Here is an 18,994-nt window from a genome sequence, read left to right on the forward strand (position 1 = left end):
CGGGCCGAGAGCGGAATCGCCCGGGGCGGATACCGTGCGGGTTCCGCGACCGCCGCTAACGGGTTGGGTCAGTTCTTGATGTCGCGCAGCATGGAGCCGCGCTGGCCGGGACGGCGGTTGGGCACCATGCCGAGCTGGGCCAGGGTCTCGTCGGTGTCCGAGTACCACTCGCGGAGCTTGTAGATCCTCTTCGCCTCCTGTCCGGTGGCGATCTCCCGGCCGAGCGCGTTCGCGATCTGGACCATCTGTTCGACCTGCGCCACGGACGAGATCCGCTCGCCCTTGTGTCGCCACAGGTTGTCCTCGTTGCCCACCCGCACATGCGTGCCCAAGGCGATGCCGATCGCGTTCATCGGCGCCACCGCCCGCATGGACGCCTCGACGGTGAGCACGGCGCCGTCCGGGACGCGGCGGATGAACTCGATCAGGTCGGCCGGGTGCCGGCCGGCGAACCCGCCGCCGATGGCGACGTAGTTGAGCACCAGCGGGCCGTGATAACTGCCCTTGCGGATCAGCCGCTCCACGGTCTCCAACTGGGACAGGTTGGCGAGCTGGAAGTGCGGCTGGATGCCGTTGGCCCGGAGCCGCTTGAGGTGCTCGAGGTAGAACTCCGGTCCGGCCTCGACCACCATGTCCCGGTATGCCTGGTAGTACGCCGGCTTGGAGATCGAGGTGCCCTCGATGTCCTCGTCGTCGAAGAGCTCGACGATGTTCATCTGGTTGGTGTTGATCGCGATCGTGACCTGGTCCGGATGGGGGGTGATGTCGGCCAGCATGTGGCGGGTGTCGTAGCTGAGCCACTTGGCGTCGCCACCCTCGTCCTCGGGAGCGAAGGAGATCGACCCGCCGATCTGCAGGACCATGTCCGGCACGGCCTCGCGCAGCCGGGCCATCAGCTCGTTGAACATGGACATGCGCTTGGAACCGTGGCCGTCCAGCTCGCGCACATGGATGTGCAGAACCGTGGCACCGGCGTTGTAGCAGTCGACCGCCGCCTGCACGTGCTCATCCATGGTGAGCGGGAGGTCATCGGCATCACCGGGCAGCCACTCCGGCCCGTAGGGCGCGGCCTGGATGACCAGCTTCTCCTGGTTCTCCGGGTACAGGGAGTCATCGAAGAAGTGCACGGTCCATCTCCTTTGTCTGATGGTCTTCACTCGCCACGCCATACGCGTCACTGCCTGCGATGCGAGGCCTGAGGAGGACAGCGAGGATCGAAGCGGGATTGCGGACGGGATTCCCGGGCTTGCCAGGTGCCCGGATACGACCAGCGGGGCCCGGCAGGGCGCATGGCACCGCGAGCAGGGTTTCTGCTCGTCCTGGTGAGGTCTGCGGTGTCCCTTGCGGTAAGACAACGTTAAGGGCCGGTTACGCCACCCCGCTTTACCGCCGGTGACACCCGACTTATCACTTGGGGACCGGCGCCCCCGGCCGGCGTCGCCCCGGCCTCGCGTCGCGGCTCAAGTCGGCGTGACGGATCGCCTGGTGGTCACTCCTCGCCCGAATGCTGCTGCCTCGTTCGCCGGAGACGCCACTCCCTCGGGCTGCAACCGAACCGTTCGCTGAACCACCGTGAGAAGGCGCTCGGCGCGGAGAACCCCAGCAGCCCGGAGATCTCTGTCAACGAGCGGCGCTGGTTCGCCACGAGCTGCTCCGCGAGCTGGGTGCGCGTCGCGTTCAGGAGGGAGGAGAACGACTCGCCCGAGGCCGACAGATGCCGGTGAACGGTTCTCCGGTCGACGCCGAGGCTGCCGGCGACCTGCTCGATCGAACAGCGCCCGGTCGGCAGCAGGACTTCGATCAGCTCGCACACACGGTCCGGTACGGTCGTGTCCCTCGAAACCGCGATGGCATCGAAATACTGCCGCGCGTAGGTGTGGAGCAGCGGATCCGACATGGGGTTGGGCACGTTGAGATCACTGGCGTAGAAGACGATCCCGTTGAATTCCCGGTCGAACTCCACTACGGGGCCGAAGGCGCGCCGATGTGTCCCGGTGTCCGCGGGCGCGCTGTGTGTGAAACACACGGCCACCGGCTGCCACCGAGCACCGAGGAAACCGCAGAGGACCTGGTGGAACACCATCACGGCCAGCTCCATGGCCTGGCGGGTCGACATGGCCTCACCCATCTCCAGGGCCACTTTGAGGGTGGCCAGGCCATTCGCCTCGGAGAGCCGGCTGTGGAGCATCTCGTTGTACATGTACTCGTGGCGCACGAGAAGCTCGACCGCGCTCCGGACATCCGGCTCCTCACGTATGACCAGGCTGATCGGGCCAAGGTTGGAGAGGCGACGGCGCTCGGCCAGGAGCAGGCCGAAGTCCTCGCGGCGCGAGGCCGCCGCCGAGAGTTCCAGGAGCTGAGTCACGGCCACACCGGAGATCCATCTGTCCTGGACCGCGAGGCCGACGGGGTCCAGACCCACCCGCTTCATCAGGGCCCGCGGGTCGATGCCGAGCGACCGGCTGAGCTCGACGTAGCTGTTCAGCGCCGCGTTGCGGACGAGAGGCTTCATGGGCGTGCTCCAGGGGTTGTCCCCAATTGGTAAGTCATATGTCATGCGAGGTCAAGCGGTGCGTCAGACTGTGCCCTAACGTGACACCAGCGCCGGAGTCCGCACCCGACGTTCCGTATCCCAGCCGACCAGTGCCGCCGGTCCCTCCGACTTGACGGACACACGATCCCTGCCGCCGAGCTTCTGGGGCGATCCGCACATCACCGACGGCCGAGGCAGCGGCGGGATCGCCCCCGGACCGCGAGGCAGTACACCGCCCGCCGTGGGGGCTCCCGCCGTCCGCGGTGACCGCCACCATCCCGAATCCTGAGGGGAACCGTATGAGCAACCTCGCCGTACTCCTGGCGGAATCCGCTTGGGCCGACGGGAGCCGAGTCGCCATTCGCCAGGGCGAGATCGAGTTCACCTATGCCCACCTGAACGCCGCCGGCGCCCGGGTCTCCGCGCTGTTGCGCGCCAAGGGCATGCGACCGGGCGATCGCGTCGCGCTGGTCATGCCCAACGTCACCCATTTCCCCGTCGTGTACTACGGCATCCTTCGTGCGGGCGGAGTAGTGGTGCCGATGAACCCACTGTTGAAGGCCCGCGAAATCGCTTTCGCTCTCCGGGATTCCGGGTCCCGCATCGTAGTGACGTTCGCCCCGTTCGCGGACGAGGTCACGACTGCCGCGGCTGAGGTCGGCGCCGAGTGTCTGGTCACCGGCCCTGCGGCATTCGACGATCTCGTGCGGGCCACCGCACCGATGCACGAGATCGTCGACCGGAGGGAGGACGACACTGCCGTGATCCTGTACACCTCGGGCACGACAGGAACCCCGAAGGGCGCCGAGCTGACCCACCGCAACCTGATGACCAACACGGCCACCACGGTCGAGACAGTGCTCCATATCGGGCCGAATGACGTACTGTTCGGCGGTCTGCCCATGTTCCATGCCTTCGGACAGACCTGCGCTCTCAACACCGCCGTCGCGGCCGGCGCTACGCTGACCTTGCTGCCGCGGTTCGAGCCGGCCAAGGCGCTGGAGATCATGGCCCGTGACGGGGTCACCGTCTTCCTGGGTGTCCCCACGATGTACACGGCCCTGCTTCACGCGGGGATCCCCGACGGCTACGACCTCTCGCGGATGCAGTTGGCCGTTTCCGGGGGTGCTTCGTTGCCGGTCGAGGTATTGCACGGCTTCGAACGAGAATTCGGCGTCACCGTACTGGAGGGCTATGGCCTCTCGGAGACATCGCCGGTCGCTTCGTTCAACCCCCCGGACCGGCCACGCAAGGCCGGTTCGATCGGTCTCCCCATCCGCGGGGTCGAGTTCATGCTGGTCGCGGACGATGGCACTACGGTCGGGCCGGGCGAAGTCGGTGAGATCGCGATCAGCGGCGAAAACCTGATGAGGGGGTACTGGAACCGTCCGGATGCGACTGCGGAGGCCATCCGGGACGGGTGGTTCCACAGTGGCGATCTCGCCCGTGTCGACGAGGATGGCTACTACTTCATCGTCGACCGGAAGAAGGACCTCATCATCCGCGGCGGATACAACGTCTATCCGCGCGAGATCGAGGAGGTGCTCTACGAACACCCCGCCGTCGCCGAGGCCGCCGTCGTCGGCGTGCCGCACGAGATCCACGGGGAGGAGGTGGCCGCCGTGGTGACGCTCCGGGACGGTGCACAAACCACGGCCGGTCAGATACGCGATTACGTCAGACAACGGGTCGCCGCCTACAAGTACCCGCGGATCGTCACCGTCACCGACGGGCTCCCCAAGGGGGCAACCGGCAAGATCCTCAAACGGGAGATCGTCGTCAGGCAATAGGCGATCAAGGACCGGGCCGGGGTCCCCATCGCTCCCAGCCCGTACGGTAGGCGGCCTCGGATGTGCTCCGGCCGCGGTCCAGCAGGTCGCACAGGCGGGCGCCGAGAGCCTCCAGCGTCGCCGGGTCGACGTTGCTCGGCCGCCGCGCGGGCGGCACCCGCGTCGGCCCGCGCCCATGCCCGGATCCCGGGCTCGGTGTCGTCCAAGCGGCGCAGCGCGTCGTCGACCGCGTCGGTGTGCCCGGGTGTGGCGGGGTGCCTTCCGGTACCAGCGTCGTGGCGTCGAGGCGGTGGAACGCCCGGTTGAAGTAGACGAGGCTCTGTCCGTCCGTACGGGTGCGGATCCGCTCGAAGGACGGCCGGCGGATCGTCGGTGACGGAGCAGACGGGGCTGACGGTGATGCCGCTGCGACCGCCCGGACCGTTCGTGGTCAGGATGTTCGCTGCCGCCGGGAGGTGGGCCATCGCCTCCGGGAAATCGGCCTGGCTTGGGTGCACAGCAGTACCGCTCCTCTTCTGGTTCGGTTCAAGCTCGCTCACCACAGCTCGACCACCAGCCGTGGTGTGGCCGCCCGTGACACACAGGCGGCGATCTGGTCACCGGCCGCCTTCTCCTTGGCCGACAGGCAGTGGTCGCGGTGGTCGGGTTCGCCTTCGAGGACCCGCAGGACACAGGTTCCGCAGATGCTTCGCGGCAGGAGGTCTCCAGCGGGACCCCGTTGTCCTCCAGTACCTCGGCGATGCTCCTCCCGAGGCGATGTTGACGATGCGTCCGTAGCCGCGCTCGGCGAAACCGGCGCCGAAGACCTGACAGCCGAAGAAGACGCCGTTGAGGTTGGCCGACACCACTTGGCCGAAGCTGTCGGGGCTGATCTCCATCAGCTCCTCGGCCTTGCTCTGTCCGGTGTTGTTGACCAGTACGTGGACGGCACCACAGCGTTCGGCGAGTTGGTCGCGGACCGTCACGAAGGCGTCCTTGTCACGCATGTCCAGCCCGAGCCCTACGGCCGTGCGTCCCTCCGGGTCGAGTTCCGCGGCCACCTCGGCGGCGGCCTCGGCGTCAAGGTCGGTGAGCGCGACGTGGTAGCCCCAGTCGTCCAGCCGCCCGGCGGAGGGCTTCCTGCGCGACTGGGACCGCTTGCTGCGGGGCGGATTGTCCATCTCCGCGGCAGCCGCCCGGACAGTCCGCACGGTCTTCCCGGTTCGTGGTGACCTGCGGTGATCTTGTCCAGGTCCCGCAGCGGCATGGGAGAAGGCTTCCGAGTCAAGGTGTCGGTGAGCGGCACGCTCGACCTCGACGCCGGAGAATGGAGCGCGGCAAAGAGCGCCCTCACAGGTGTTGACCTGCGAAGACCCTCTTCGCCGTCGGGACGACAGGATGTGAACCCAGGACCCCTTGCCCCCGGTCAACGCCACCCGGGCGCCACAACGAGCCGACGGCGGTAACGCGCTCCGGGGCGCCCGTTGATACTGGTGTCTGCCACGACGGTGAATCCATTACGTTCGAGCACGGTCTTCGAGGCCACGTTGTCGAGGGTGGTGACCGCGGTGAGGGTGGACAGGCGGTACTCCGTGCCGGCCAGGAGGCACACTTCTCGCACCGCGGCGGTTGCCACCCCACGGCCCGCTGCACGCTCGCCGATCCGGTAGCCGAGTTCGGCGTCGCCTTCCTCGACGTCCACGAGATTGACGCGGCCGACCAACTCGTCCTGGTCGTCGATGACGACGTGGAAGTGACACACCCCGGCGTCCTGCTCGGCGAGTCGGGCACGGAGAAGGGAGGCGAACTCCGCGAAGTACGCATCCCCGCGGTCGGAGATCGACCGGGCGAAGTACTCGCGGTTCTCGCGCTCGAAGGCCAGCAGAGCAGGTGCGTGGTCCGCCCGGAGCCGTTCCAACCTCAACATGCCCCAAAGCATACGTACCTGTGGCCGCGTTCAGCCCTGGCCCGTACGCGCCCGAGGGTCAAGCCATGCGGAAACCGGGCCTGTTCCGCCTCGCAGATCCAGGAGCGCACCGTGCGGATATCGATTCTCGGGACATTCGGTGAGGAATTCTCCCCGGGTGTCGGGACCGGGGAAAGAATTCCGCGATCTGCCTGTGCATCATACCTATCCCCCAAGTATGCGGGCCCAGTAGCCTGTTCTTCCAGACGCTACTGTCGTGCTTGGGAGGCTGAGAGCCAGTGATCGTACTCGGTTACAACGGATTCAGCAGAGGTGCGGAACTTTTCGGGCGTCTCTACGGGGCAACTGGTGTCGGCCGTAATCTCTTGGTGGGTCACGACGCCGCGGCGGCTCTGGTGCTCGACGGCGAGCTGGTCGCGGCGGTCGAGGAGGAGCGGCTGAGCCGGGTCAAGAAGACCTCCGATTTCCCGGCCAACGCAATCACGTGGTGTCTGAACTCGGCCGGCGTCGACATCGATCAGGTGGATGTTTTCGCTTTCCCCTGGCGGTTTTCACCGACCGTGGCCGAGCAGATGATTTCGGAGATATGCGACTCCGACCTGCCGGTCACGGCCAAGTTCGACGCGCTGCGCAGCACGGGCGAGCTCTACGCCGACATGCTCGGCCGGGACGCGGTGTACAACGACTTCGTCCAGCGCACCGGGTACGAGCTGGACCCAAACAAGCTCACCCTGGTGCCCCATCATCTGGCCCATCTCATGTGCGGCGCCTACCTGGCCGGCGGGGGCGACGCCGCCTTCCTGGTGAGTGACGGCCGGGCGGAGACCCTCTCCGCCGTCATGGGCGAGCTGCGGAACGGCGTGGTCCGCCTGTTCGACGAGAGCGCGGTCCCCATGACCAGCTCGCTCGGGGTGGCGTTCGGGAGGATCACCCGCTACCTGGGGTTCGTACCGAACAACGACGAGTACAAGGTGATGGGCTTGGCCGCGTACGGCCCGCCGCCGCGCCACAATCCGCTGCTCGAACGCGTGGTGCGGCTGCACGAGAACGGCTCGTACACCATCTCCATCCCCCGGGACATCGGGGCCTACTACGCACTGTTCGACAGCCTGTTCGGCGGTGACAGCGAGAAGCGCGAGCAGTTCGACTTCCGCGTCAAGGTCGCCGGGCTCGCCCAGCACATGGTGGAGGCCATCACCGCTCATCAGCTACGGACGCTGACCGCGGCCTCCAGCCTGGACACCCTGCTCTTCGAGGGCGGTCTGGCGCTCAACTGCGTGGCCAATACGAAGATGCTGGAGAGGTCGCCGTTCACCGGTATGGAGGTCAGCTTCGGGGCCAGCGATCCGGGGGTCGCCATGGGCGCGGCCGTGTACGCCGCCGGCCTCGGGAACCGGCCCGCCGACGCGGTCACCACCCCCTACCTGGGGCCTTCCTATGACGAGCGGCAGGTCCTGGACACTCTTGCGGAGTACGCGGACCGGGTCGAGTGGCAGGAGGAGCCCGACGCCGCCTCGGTGGCCGACAGGACGGCGGAGCTGCTGACCGGGAAGAACGTCGTGGGCTGGTTCCAGGGCCGGGCGGAGTTCGGGCCGCGGGCCCTGGGCAACCGCAGCATCCTCGCCAATCCGGCCTTCCCCGACATCAAGGACATCATCAATCTCCGGGTGAAGCACCGGGAGCCCTTCCGCCCGTTCGCGCCGGTCATCCTCGAGTCCGAGGCCCCGCGCGTCTTCGAGATGGGCAAGAAGACGTCGTCCCCCTATATGACGTTCGTCTTCCCGGTGCGGAAGGAGTACCAGGAGCGGATCCCCGGCGCCTGTCACGTGGACGGGACGGCGCGGGCCCAGACGGTGAACGAGGGGCAGAACCCCGCGCTCGCCCGGCTGTTGCGCGCCTTCACGGCGCGGACGGATGTGCCCTGTCTCCTCAACACCTCGTTCAACGTGGCCGGTGAGCCCATCGTCTGCTCACCGCGGGACGCGCTGGAGTGCTTCCTCGCCACCGAAATCGACTACCTGGTCATGGACCGGTTCGTGGTCACCAAGAAGGAGAGCTGAGCGGTCGGCCCGCGGGAACTCCCCCTCCCGCGGGCCGACCGCCCCTTACGCCTTTCAGAGCTGAATGGGCTCGTGCGGTCCGCCCTTTGTCTCGATGGTCAGGAACGACAGAACCTCATCGCCGATATTTTTCAGGTCATGCAGGTGGTATCGCCCATCGGGACAGCAAAAATGCCGAGACTGTCCTCGGACATAGGAAATCTCATGAGTGGTTCCATCGCTTGAGTGCTGGCGGGCCCGGCCACTGGTGAGCGCTATCCAGAAGTAGTCCAGCACATGCCGATGGACGGGGATCCGCTCGCCGGGCTGAAGGGAGGTCTCCCAGATCCGCAGCGAATCGGTCTCCTTCACCAGCGACTGGCCGATCCAGCCGTTATGGGCGTTGTTGTCGAATTCCTTCCGCAGTTCCGGACTCCAGCGGGCAAACGCTTCGGCCACTACGGCGCTCGACAGGGTGAGCTCGGAGCGGGATTCATTACCCATGAATCGGATCCTTTCGGCTGAACGAAGTGGCTCACACGGCGGAGGAGAGTGCGTCGAGCAGGGCGGTGTTCGCGTGCCGATCACCGATGGTGATGCGGCAGGTGTCCGGGATCGCGCGCCCGGTGTCGGCGACGACTATCCCCGCGTCCCGAAGCCGTTCCATGACGCGCTCGTGCTTATGCAGTCTGATGAACAGGAAGTTGGTCTCCGAGGGGAACACCCGGTCCACCGCGGGGTGTTCGGCGAGCACCGAGGCCATCCGGTCACGCTCGGCGCGGATGCGCTGAATGCCGTCGAGCACCGGCCGGGCGTTGGTCAGCCGGTCCCGCACGGCGTGCTGGGAGGCATTGGTGAACCCGAAGGGCACCTGCACCCGCCGCAGTGCTTCGACGATGCCGGGCCGGGCCAGGGCGATTCCGCACCGCGCGGAGGCGAGTCCCCATGCCTTGGAGAGTGTCCTGAGCACGATGAGGTTGCCGTGTTCTTCGACCAGCCCGGCGTACGAGGGCTTCTCGCTGAACTCGACATAGGCTTCGTCGATCACCACCAGCCCGCGGCCCCTCACCAGCAGGTCGTGTACCTGCTCCGGATCGAGCCTGGTCCCCACGGGGTTGTTGGGGTCGCACAGGATGGTCACCCGTGGATCGGCCGCGAGGATGCGCTCGGTGTCGAGCCGGGACAAGTCGTCACCGCACAGCGGCACTTCGACCACGGGCAGGCGCAGGAGGTGGGCGAAGTGGGCGTAGAGCGGAAAGGTGGGCGGCGTGACGCAGACGCGCTCGCCGGGTGACGCCAGCGCCGCCAGGAGCAGCATGACGCCGTCGACCGCGCCGCTGGTGAAGAGCAGGTGATCCGCGCTCAGCGCGTCCACACCCGCGTGGCCGGGCAGCGTCGAGATCGTGGCGAGGTAGGTGTCGGCCAGCTCTGCCGTATCGAGGTGGGGATACTCGGCCGCGGCGCCCAGGAACGGACTGGTGTTGCTGGACAGGTCGATCGTGTCGAAGCGCGGCACCTGGCGGAAACGGGCCGGGCCCGGGACCGGTACGCCCGTGACGGGAGCAGCCGCGAACTCCGACACCGCCTGCTCCGCTCCCTCGGCCGCCGGGGCCGCGAGGCCGGGGGCCCGCAGCCAGTGGTCGAGGGGGACGAACAGATCGGCTCCGAGCGGGCGCATGTGGTGGGCGTCCCCCCGGCCGAGGTGGACCCACTCCAGGCCGGACCGCCGGGCGTGGCGGTACAGCTCGTACAGGGTCGCGAGGTGGAGGTTGTGCCGCGCGGCGGGATCCTCGTGGGCAATGGCCTGGGTGAGGTTGTAGAGCCCCCGGCCGTTGTGGGAGGTGGTGATGAGTCCGGCCTGGACGACGGTCTTCCCGCTACGGCGCACGAGCATCTCCGTGCGGTCCGCCAGCGCACCGTGGGCGAGGGCGGCGAGGGCGTCCGCGTTGTACAGCTCCGTCCGGCGCCGGTGGAGTTCCACGAAGGCGTCTTTCGCCCACGGACTCCCATCGAGCTCGGTCAGTGGGATCCGCTCCCAGGTGACGTCGCAGGAGACGGCGTGGTGGTGGCGGCGGAGATCGTGGAGTCGCCCGGCACCGACTCGGGCCCGCAGGATCTCGTCCACCTCGCCGGGCAGCCGGACGACACATTCGCTCTCGGTGGCGAGCGGCACGAGACCGGCCGCCCGCAGCGCGCCGGTGTCGTCGCTGCGGCGCACGTTGGGCACGAGGATCTGGGCCACGTTCAGCTCTTCGGCGCGGCGGGCCAGCTCGTCGAGGGTGTGGGAGGCGGGGGCGGGGCTGGTCGGGTGGTACGGGGACCCGCCGCCCACCAGGGTGGGGCGCTCGAGTACGGCGGGGTCCAGGGCGGCGAACGCGTCGGCGTCCCGGCCCAGTCGGGCCAGGGAGCACACCGGCTCGTGGGACCCGAGGGCGGCGGACAGCACCTGCTGAAGCGCGTCGATATCTACGGACCTGCGCATGCTCGTTCTCCACTCCACGTCGTCACTGGGATGTCCCGGCTCCGTGCGCATCGAGGTGGTCATCGATGCGGTCGCGGTACTCCTCGAAGAAGTCGGCCACGGTGCGGGCGATACCGGCCTTCCAGCCCACGGTGCAGTCCCCGATCAGGTCGCGGCGGACGCCGTGGTCGAAGATGGCCGTCTCCCGGCTGTAGTCGCCGCGGTCCAGTTGGACCGGCACCCCGGTGAGCGCGGACATGTACTCCAGCAGATCGGTCATGCCGACCGCCTCGTCACCGCCCCAGTTCACGACCCGCGCGGGCGCCTGCGCCACGTCCCACAACAGCGGTACCTGACGGACGACGTCATCGGTGTGCAGCAGATCGCAGTAGTTCTGCCCTTCGCGGGGCACCGCGCAGGGCTGCCCCTTGCGCATCTGGTTGAAGAGGATCATGGGGACGCCGCCGTGGCCGTACGGGCCGTAGGCGATGTTGAGGCGGGCTATCACGGTCGGCAGAGCGAGTGCTTCGGACAGACCGCGCACCACCCCTTCGGCGGTGATCTTGGCGATGGGGTAGGTCGGCAGCCACGGCGCCGCCCCGCCCAGCGGATCGCTCTCCCGGTACCGATGGGTCCGGTCGGCCCGGTGGTAGACCACCCCGGACGAGACGTACAGGAACGACTCGGCGGCGGCGCAGTGTGTCATCAACCGTGCGGTGCCGACGGCGTTGATGCGCGCGGTGTCCTCGAAGTCCTTGCCGTCGCCCCGGTGCACTGCCGAGTGCAGCACATGGGTGAAGTCGCGCGGCAGGCCCTCCAGGCCGTCGGTGGCCATGTCCCAGACGGCGGTGTGGGCGCCCCGTTCCTCGAGGGCCTTGCGGGTGCTTTGGTCGCCGAACCGGCCCAGGCACCACACCTCGTTGTCGGTGGCGAGCGATTCGGCGACGGGCCTCGCGACCTGTCCGGTCCCACCGGTGATGAGAATCTTCTTGCCTTGCATGATCGGCGGCTCCTGGTGGTGTCAGCGGTTGCCTTCGCCCGTCTCAGCCGAGCGCGCGGGCCAGTTCCTGCCGCAAGGTCGCCTGGAAGGTCTGCACATGCTGCGGGCTCATCAGTGTGTAGTGCTCTCCGTCGACCTCGATGTAGGTGTTGGGGGCGCGGGTGAACTCGTCCCAGTGGCTGAGCTGGCCCTCCAGCCATTCCTCCTTGGTGCCGCGCAGCGGGGTGCAGTAGAAGACCTTCACCTGGCCGACCGAACCCGAGGGTTCGTAGGTACGGCCCAGGTGCACCATGCTCTGCGCGAGGTGCACCCAGGCGGTGAACCGTTCGACGGAGAGGTCCAGTTCGGTCAGGCGCCGCTTGGGCGCGTGGTCGATCAGATGGGCCAGTTGCCCGGCCTCGGGCAGCGGTCGGAGGGTGGCGGTCAGCCGCTCGATGTCGGAGGCGTCGATCAACTCGAGGAACAGCGCCAGGTTGATCGCGCCGTCGGTGAAGGTGATCTCGTTCATGCGGTCGGAGATCCGCGGCGGCAGGTTGAAGACCCCCACGAAGTCGACCTGGTCCCCGTCGGCTTCCAACCGCTTGGCGATCTCGAACGCCACCGCCCCGCCGTAGGAGTACCCCGCGACGGCGTACGGGCCGCTGGGCTGCGCCCGCCGGATGGCCTCGACGTAGGTGGAGACCATGTCGGCGAACGACTCGAAGTGGGTCTCGCCCTCGCCGAAGCCACGGGCCCGCAGTGCGTAGAACGGCCGCTCGCCGGTGAAGTACTTGGCGAGGTTGACGAACACCAGCACCTCCCCCAGGCCGGGGTGGACGCAGAAGAGCGGCGTTCCGTCTCCGGTGACCTGTAGTGGCACCAGCGGATCGTAGGTGGCATCTCCGGTGGCGCCCTGTCCGGCGGTCAGACGGCCGGCCAGCGCTCGTACGGCCGGGGCCTGAAGGAGCGTGGACATCGGCACATCCTCGATGCCGAACTCGGCCTGGATCTCCAGCTTGAGCCGCAACACATCCAGCGAGGTTCCGCCCAGGTCGAAGAAGCTGGCGGTCGACGACACCGTCCTGGTGTCCAGGACGCGGGCGTAGATGGCGGCCAGCGCGGTCTCGACGTCGCCGTCCGGGGCCACATGGCCGCCGAGGAACCGGGTGCTCACCTCGTCCGACCGGCGGGCCGCCTCGTCCAGGCTGCCGTCCTCGACGGCCGCGCGCAGCCGCGACCGCTGGATCTTGCCGAGGTTGCCGCGGGGGATCTCGTCCTCGGTGACGGGGAGGATGAGCTGTGGACGGAATCCCCAGTGCATCACCGTGGAGCTGCGGATCGCCACGATGGCCCGGTACACCGCGGTCTCGTCGACGAGGCCGCCCGCCGGGACGAACGCGATGGCGAGCTGTTCGGTGTCGGCCCCCTCGGGTCGTATCGGGAACGCGGCGACCTGCCCGCGCTTCACCCCGTCCAGCTCGTCCAGGGCCGCTTCCAGGTCGTGGCTGTAGTAGTTGACACCGCTGACGATGATGGAGTCCTTGCTGCGGCCGACCAGCATCAGCCGGCCCTCGGAGTCGAGGTGGCCCAGGTCTCCGGTGCGGAACCAGCCGTCGGGGGTGAACGCCTGTGCGGTGGCCCGGTCATCGCCGAAGTAGCCGTCGGAGACCATCGGGCCGTTGAGCTGTACCTCCCCCGGCTCGGCCGTTCCGGGCCGGTCGGTGGCGGCCAGCACCTTGCCGTCGTCGTCGGTGATGCGAATCCGCAGGCCCCGCACCGGGCTGCCGAGCGGGGGGAACTCGGTCTCCAGGTCACGGGTGGCGAAGTCGCGGTTGAACACGCTGCCCGCACATGTCTCGGTCATCCCGAACGCGGGCACGATCACGTCGTCGCGCAAGCCGTAGCGGGAGAGCGTGTCCAGGAACGCCCGTACGGTGGCGGTCACGGTGGCCTCACCGCCGGAGATGATGTGCCGCACCTGGGACAGGTCCACCTCCTGCGGCGAGGCGGGCCGCCCGGCGAGTGCCTGGTTGATCTGCCCGAACAGGAAGTTGGGGGTGAACGTCACTCGCACCCGATGAGCCGTGAGCAGCCGGAGGAACTCCACGGGGTCCGCCAGCACCGTGGCCGGAGTCGTCATGACCTGGCCGGCGCCGTTGAACATCGGCAGCAGATGCGCCTCGATGGCGGCGATGTGGTCGACCGAGATCCAGTTCAACGAGGTGTCGTCGGGCCCCAGTTCCAGCGCTCCCGCCTTACCGGCCTGGGCCGCCAGCAGGTTGGCGTGGGTGAGCCTGACCGCCTTGCTCGATCCGGTGGACCCGGAGGTGAGCATCAGCAGGGCGAGATCGTCCGGCGCGGCCACATGGTGCTGATCGGGCCCGGCCACGGCATGACTCAGCTCCTCGACCGTCACGCTCCGCAGCCCGACGTCGGGCAGGTCCCCGTGGGCCGTCTTGGACATGACCACCAACGGGTCGCCCAGGAGTGTGCGCAGGTGCTCCAGTTGAGCGTGCCACCGGGAGGGGTCGGCCGGCGGTGCCATCGGGCACGGCACGGCACCGGCGAGTACGCACCCCCAGAAGGCGCGGAAGAAGGGCTCCGGGTCGTTGGCCGCGATGAGTACCCGGTCGCCCGGGGCGGTGCCGCGGTCGCGCAGCCCCTGCGCAATCCGGCAGGCGCACTCCCGCAACTCCGCGTAGGACAGGAAGGGGCCGCCGATGAACACAACGCCTCGCGTCGTGTCGGATGCCGCCCGCTCAAGCAGTCGCGGGAGTGTCGAGGCAGGACGTTGATCCGGCATGGGGGAAGTCCTCCGATCAGAAGGGACGGAAAACCATGGCGAGCGGAGCTTTGGGGCGCGCCGCACCGCGGAAAGGCAACCGGGGTCGGGTTCGCACATTGACGCCGACGGGGGTGCGGATCCTGGGCGAGTCAGGGTTGAATGCGGCCGACGGCGGGCGGAGCTTGGCGCCGGCGGCACACGTGATCGAGACGACGCGATTCCGTGGGTGCCGGGCTATCCCCGGCCGGTGGCTCGTTCCGGACTGGCCGGAAGGTCAGATGGAGCCAACCTCGTTGAATCGCACGATGTCCTCGATGGTCTTCTGAAGTTTCAGCTCATCCGGGTCGGATAAGATGGCCTGTCCTACACGGCCATACGGACCGATCGGCGCATCGGGCGATGAATCGTAAGTGATCTCATCGAAAAGGAAGTTGCGCTCGAAATCCCTCTGGGTCAAATTGCAGCCGTCGGGGCGGCGCAGCAGAATGTATCCGTAGAAGCGCTCCGGCGCACTGCGGCCCCGCAGGGCCTCGGCCGCCCCCTCCCCCAGCGCGAGACTGATTTCGACGTCAAAGAGGTCGACGCCGAAGGTCAACTTATTGACCTGAGGGGACAGCGCTCCCGGGAGGCGGATGGCGCATTCGCCGAAGGTCAGTCCCGCTTCTTCCATGAACGCTTCCAGATGGAATACGCAATCAGGTGCGTTCAGGCTGGTGAGTGCTTCCCTCGCGAGCGTCTCCGCCTGCTGGAACAAAGGCGAATGCCGCCTTCTGTCCAGTACGTACGCGGACAGGATCCCGCCCTGTGCGGCTGTGAGCGGTGAGGTGTGGTAGCTGCTCATGGACGACCACTGGAGGTCTCCGTTCTCCCAGACGCCGTCGAGGTAGACCTCGGGGGCGCCCACGAAGGACTCGGCGACGATCTCGACATCCGAGTGACCGGAGAACAGCGTCAGGGCCTGGGCATACTCCTCCGGAGAACGGATGATGTTCGTACGGAGAGCACCGGCTCCGATCGCCGGCTTGACCACGAAGACATCTCCCAGGTCATCGGCGAGATCGGTGAACGACGTACCTATGGACACATGCCGGCAGCGCGCTCGCTTCACCCGAGACGGCAGCTTGCTCTTCTGGAGATACTTGTCCCGGAAGTAGAGGGCCGTCTTTGAATCCGTGTTCCCGGGAAGGTTCAACTGCTGCCGCAGATAGGTTGCCCCGAAGACGCCCATTTCATGGACGCTCAGCACGCCTGCCACATCGTCGATGCGCGCGGAGAGTACTGCCCGGAGTATTTCCTGGGCGTTCTCCATATCGGCGACCCGAATGGACCTCCGACTCTTTGGCGGGCTCGCGGGTGCCTGGACGATATAGCAGGGATCCACGTCTCGGCGCCGCAGTGCCTGATCGAGATCGTCTCTGTATCCGATAACAATCATCGTTGGCATTGGCGCCTCCCCGTTACGGCTAGCCAAAACTTGAAGAAGTTATTTGCCGCACTGCCGCCCGATATGTATTCGGGCGTCCCGTGGATCGGTGTTGTCTCGCGATGAGCTACTTCGTCGAGGCCAGCACCGATGCATCGTTTCACAGAGATACGAAAATGTGATCCATTGCGGATGGGCTTGTGGTGCAAGTCACAAGTTACACAATGGAGTTAAATGGAATTGCTCATTCCATTCGTGTTCGCGGAACGCATTCACCATGCCGGTCATTCCTCATATAACACTACATAGAGAAATTAGAGCGGCCAGACCCGCGAGGACGCCACCGACGATGACCGCGATGGCCGGGACGTATCCGGCCAGCGGATCCGTGGCGTTCGCCCGCTGACCGGCATCGGCCACCGCGGTGACGACGGCCAGCACCACGGCACCGCCGATCTGCATGGAGGTGTTGAGCAGCGCCCCGGCGAGGCCCTGGTCGCGGTCGGGTACACCGGTGACGGCACACATGTTCAGGGCGGGGAACGTGGCAGCGGTGCCGAGGCCGTTGAGGACCATGACGGGCAGGACCACGGAGACGAAGGAGGAGTCGGGTCCGATCCGGAAGAACATCGCGTACGACGCGGCCAGCAGCAGCATTCCGGCCGCGATCATGCGGTGGGCGCCGAACCGGGCCGCGAGACGCCCCGCGAAGGGCGCCACCGCGCCGTTGACCAGGCCGAGGGGGACAAAGGCACCGGCCGTCTCCAGAGGTGTCCAGCCCAGCACATTCTGTAGATAGAGGGTGGCGAGGAACGCGAAGGAGGTGTACGCGCCCCACATCGCGAAGATCGTCAGGTTGGCGCCCACGCTCTGGCGGCGGGTGAGGAAGGACAGGGGCACCAGGGGCGTACCGGCCCTGGCCTCGATGCGCACGAACAGGGCGAGCAGGATGGCTGTCGCCGCGAACAGGGCGATGGTGCGCACCGAGGTCCAGCCGTGCTCCGGCGCCTGTGCGATGGCGTAGACGCACAGGAGAAGCCCGCCGGTGACGGTCAGCGCCCCGGCGACATCGACCCTGCCCCGTTCGGCCCGCGGTGGGTCCGGCGGCAGCAGCCGGCTTCCCGCGATGAGCGCGGCCACGGCGATGGGCACCGGCAGCGCGAACACCAGCCGCCAGGAGAGCTCGGTGAGCACACCGCCGAGCACCAGGCCGCCGACGAATCCGCAGGCGCCCGCGGTGGCGTACCAGCCCAGGGCTCTGCCACGCTCGGAGCCCTCCGGCCAGTTGGTTGTGATCAAGGACAGTGCCGCCGGAGCGAGGAACCCGGCGGCCACGCCCTTGACCAGCCGGGCCACGATGAGCAGCCCGCCGCTGGGCGCGATCGCCCCCGCCACGCTGACCACCGCGAACACACCGACGGCCGCCAGGAAGGTACGCCGGCGGCCGAGCAGGTCGGCCGCCCTGCCGCCCAGCAGCAGGAATCCGCCGTAGCCGAGGGCGTACGCGGACATCACCCATTGCAGGGACGCCGGTGACATACCCAGGTCGTCCTGGATGGCGGGAAGGGCGACACCCACGTCGGACAGGTCGATGGCGTCCATGAAGTGGGCGGCGCACAGCGTCAGCAGGGCGAGCGCGCCGGGCGTCGCACCGGCGGGCCCGGCGGGCCGGGCACCGGTCCGGCCTGCGCCGCCCGGTAGTTCCTGCGCTGAGAGGGGGCCGTTGGCCTCCTGCGTCATGCTCTTGCTCTCTCTTTCGATGGGGGTCGCCCGAGCCGGGCCCGTGGTCTGTCGTCCGGGGTCCGTCAGGAGCCGGGGCGCTCGCGGTACAGCACCAGGTGCTCGTGGTAGAGCACGCCGTCGCGTACGTCGCCCGTCGCGGTGAAGCCGGTGTCGTCGACGTAATCGATGTGGCTGCCCGTGACGGAGTAGCTGCCGGTGTACGCGCCGGCACGCCTGCCACGCGCCTCGTCGTAGCGGCCGTCCGCACGCAGCTCCTGGCGGATGTGTCCGTCCGCGGTGACCCACATCCCGACGACGTCGATATCCGGGGCGTCCGCCGAATCCGTGGTCATGGCAAACCTCTCGTTGGTGGGGGTTGGGAGTTGTCCCTGCGCCACCAAGTCTGGGCAGTGCCCCACAGGTCAACCAGGACGCCTTCCGCCTGGGTGCGGCACACCCAGGCACCTGGTCCGGGCGCCACGTAGCCTGAGCTCATGGCTGACAACGACCTGGGAGATTTCCTGCGAAGCAGCAGGTCGGGGCTGCGGCCCGAAGAGGTGGGGATGGCGAGCTACGGCACCCGCCGCGTTCCCGGGCTGCGCCGCGAGGAGGTCGCGGTGCTCGCCGGTATCAACGCCGACTACTACACCCGCCTGGAACAAGGCCGGGAGCGCCACCCCTCCGCGCAGGTGCTCGACGCGCTCAGCCGTGCGCTGCGCCTCGACGGCGACACCCGGGGCCATCTGTACCGGCTGGCCGGCACGGTGCCCGACGACCCCGCCGTCCGCGTGCCCGACCAGGTCAGCCCCGGGTTGCGGCAACTGATGGACGGCTATCCCCACACGCCTGCCCTGGTGCTCGACCGGACCCTGGACATCCTCGCCACCAACGCGCTGGCCGACGCCCTCTACTCACCGTTCCGTCCGGCGGACAACCTGGCCCGGATGGCCTTCGCGGACCCCGCGGGCCGCACCTTCTACCAGGACTGGGACCGGGCGGCCCAGGCCACCGTGGCGAATCTGCGCCAGGCGGCGGGCTACGAGCCGGACAACCCGCGCCTGCACGGGCTCGTGGACACTCTCACCGAGAACAGTGCGGACTTCGCCCGCCTGTGGGGCAGCCATACCGTGCGCGGCAAGACCCAGGAGGCCAAGCGGTTCCAGCACCCCGACGTCGGCCCCCTCACCCTCAGCTACCAGGCGTTCGACGTGCGAGAGGCCCCGGGCCAGCAACTCGTCATCTATCACGCGGAGCCCGGCGGCAGCAGCGCGGAAGCCCTGCGCCTGCTCGGCTCCATCCACGCGACACGCACCCGGCCCTCCCCGCGCGGCGCGGACCGTATCTGAACGCGTGGCC

14 protein-coding genes and 1 pseudogene are annotated in these 18,994 nt (G+C 68.0%); 3 read left to right on the plus strand and 12 right to left on the minus strand.

From position 1 onward, the window contains the following. Nucleotides 1-68: 68 nt before the first annotated feature. Together ACK1X7_RS02225 and ACK1X7_RS02230 are read right to left on the minus strand one after the other, a co-directional pair. A complete protein-coding gene (locus ACK1X7_RS02225) occupies nt 69-1,127 on the minus strand; it encodes a 3-keto-5-aminohexanoate cleavage protein (protein ID WP_385145955.1) in 1,059 nt (352 codons plus the stop codon). 362 nt (nt 1,128-1,489) lie between these two features. Beyond that, nucleotides 1,490-2,512 carry an AraC family transcriptional regulator gene (locus ACK1X7_RS02230; protein ID WP_390794286.1) on the minus strand — a complete coding sequence of 341 codons (1,023 nt, stop codon included), beginning with the start codon at nt 2,510-2,512 and terminating at the stop codon, nt 1,490-1,492. A 320-nt stretch (nt 2,513-2,832) separates the two neighbouring features. On the opposite strand from ACK1X7_RS02230, the gene ACK1X7_RS02235 reads away from it, so the two are divergent. Next, nucleotides 2,833-4,323 carry a long-chain-fatty-acid--CoA ligase gene (locus ACK1X7_RS02235; protein ID WP_413114570.1) on the plus strand — a complete coding sequence of 497 codons (1,491 nt, stop codon included), beginning with the start codon at nt 2,833-2,835 and terminating at the stop codon, nt 4,321-4,323. Between the two features lie 535 nt (nt 4,324-4,858). Here ACK1X7_RS02235 and ACK1X7_RS02240 read toward each other — a convergent pair. From ACK1X7_RS02240 to ACK1X7_RS02250, 3 genes and pseudogenes are all read right to left on the minus strand, one after another. Further along, on the minus strand, nt 4,859-5,020 hold the full coding sequence (locus ACK1X7_RS02240) for a 2Fe-2S iron-sulfur cluster-binding protein (protein WP_385158064.1): 162 nt from the start codon (nt 5,018-5,020) through the stop codon (nt 4,859-4,861). A gap of 100 nt (nt 5,021-5,120) precedes the next feature. Beyond that, a pseudogene (locus tag ACK1X7_RS02245) lies at nt 5,121-5,483 on the minus strand (SDR family NAD(P)-dependent oxidoreductase); the annotation flags it as partial. 245 nt (nt 5,484-5,728) lie between these two features. Beyond that, nucleotides 5,729-6,229, minus strand: a complete 501-nt coding sequence (locus ACK1X7_RS02250; protein WP_385158060.1) for a GNAT family N-acetyltransferase — start codon at nt 6,227-6,229, stop codon at nt 5,729-5,731. Nucleotides 6,230-6,507: 278 nt separating this feature from the next. Here ACK1X7_RS02250 and ACK1X7_RS02255 point away from each other — a divergent pair, with 278 nt between their 5' ends. After that, nucleotides 6,508-8,289 (plus strand): carbamoyltransferase family protein, encoded by a 1,782-nt coding sequence (locus ACK1X7_RS02255; protein ID WP_413114571.1) that lies wholly within the window; start codon nt 6,508-6,510, stop codon nt 8,287-8,289. A gap of 54 nt (nt 8,290-8,343) precedes the next feature. Here ACK1X7_RS02255 and ACK1X7_RS02260 read toward each other — a convergent pair whose 3' ends face one another. The 7 genes from ACK1X7_RS02260 to ACK1X7_RS02290 form a co-directional block, all read right to left on the minus strand. Continuing rightward, nucleotides 8,344-8,772: a hypothetical protein gene (locus tag ACK1X7_RS02260; protein ID WP_385157089.1), complete on the minus strand. Its 429-nt coding sequence runs from the start codon at nt 8,770-8,772 to the stop codon at nt 8,344-8,346. A gap of 31 nt (nt 8,773-8,803) precedes the next feature. Beyond that, nucleotides 8,804-10,750, minus strand: a complete 1,947-nt coding sequence (locus tag ACK1X7_RS02265; RefSeq protein WP_413114572.1) for an aminotransferase class I/II-fold pyridoxal phosphate-dependent enzyme — start codon at nt 10,748-10,750, stop codon at nt 8,804-8,806. 22 nt (nt 10,751-10,772) lie between these two features. After that, complete coding sequence (locus ACK1X7_RS02270; RefSeq protein WP_390794290.1) at nt 10,773-11,729, minus strand: NAD-dependent epimerase/dehydratase family protein; 957 nt, start codon at nt 11,727-11,729, stop codon at nt 10,773-10,775. A gap of 43 nt (nt 11,730-11,772) precedes the next feature. Next, nucleotides 11,773-14,511 carry an alpha/beta fold hydrolase gene (locus ACK1X7_RS02275; RefSeq protein WP_398159243.1) on the minus strand — a complete coding sequence of 913 codons (2,739 nt, stop codon included), beginning with the start codon at nt 14,509-14,511 and terminating at the stop codon, nt 11,773-11,775. 256 nt (nt 14,512-14,767) lie between these two features. Continuing rightward, entirely contained in the window at nt 14,768-15,937 is a 1,170-nt protein-coding gene (locus ACK1X7_RS02280; RefSeq protein ID WP_390794292.1) for an ATP-grasp domain-containing protein, read from the minus strand. 270 nt (nt 15,938-16,207) lie between these two features. After that, nucleotides 16,208-17,656, minus strand: coding sequence for an MFS transporter (locus ACK1X7_RS02285; RefSeq protein ID WP_390794293.1), 1,449 nt, complete (start codon nt 17,654-17,656; stop codon nt 16,208-16,210). Nucleotides 17,657-17,721: 65 nt separating this feature from the next. Further along, nucleotides 17,722-17,991, minus strand: a complete 270-nt coding sequence (locus ACK1X7_RS02290) for an Atu4866 domain-containing protein (protein ID WP_385157189.1) — start codon at nt 17,989-17,991, stop codon at nt 17,722-17,724. A 141-nt stretch (nt 17,992-18,132) separates the two neighbouring features. On the opposite strand from ACK1X7_RS02290, the gene ACK1X7_RS02295 reads away from it, so the two are divergent. Beyond that, nucleotides 18,133-18,984 carry a helix-turn-helix transcriptional regulator gene (locus ACK1X7_RS02295; RefSeq protein WP_385157192.1) on the plus strand — a complete coding sequence of 284 codons (852 nt, stop codon included), beginning with the start codon at nt 18,133-18,135 and terminating at the stop codon, nt 18,982-18,984. Nucleotides 18,985-18,994 lie beyond the last annotated feature (10 nt).

This window comes from Streptomyces sp. CY-1, assembly GCF_047218265.1.
Taxonomy (GTDB): Bacteria; Actinomycetota; Actinomycetes; order Streptomycetales; family Streptomycetaceae; genus Streptomyces; species Streptomyces niphimycinicus.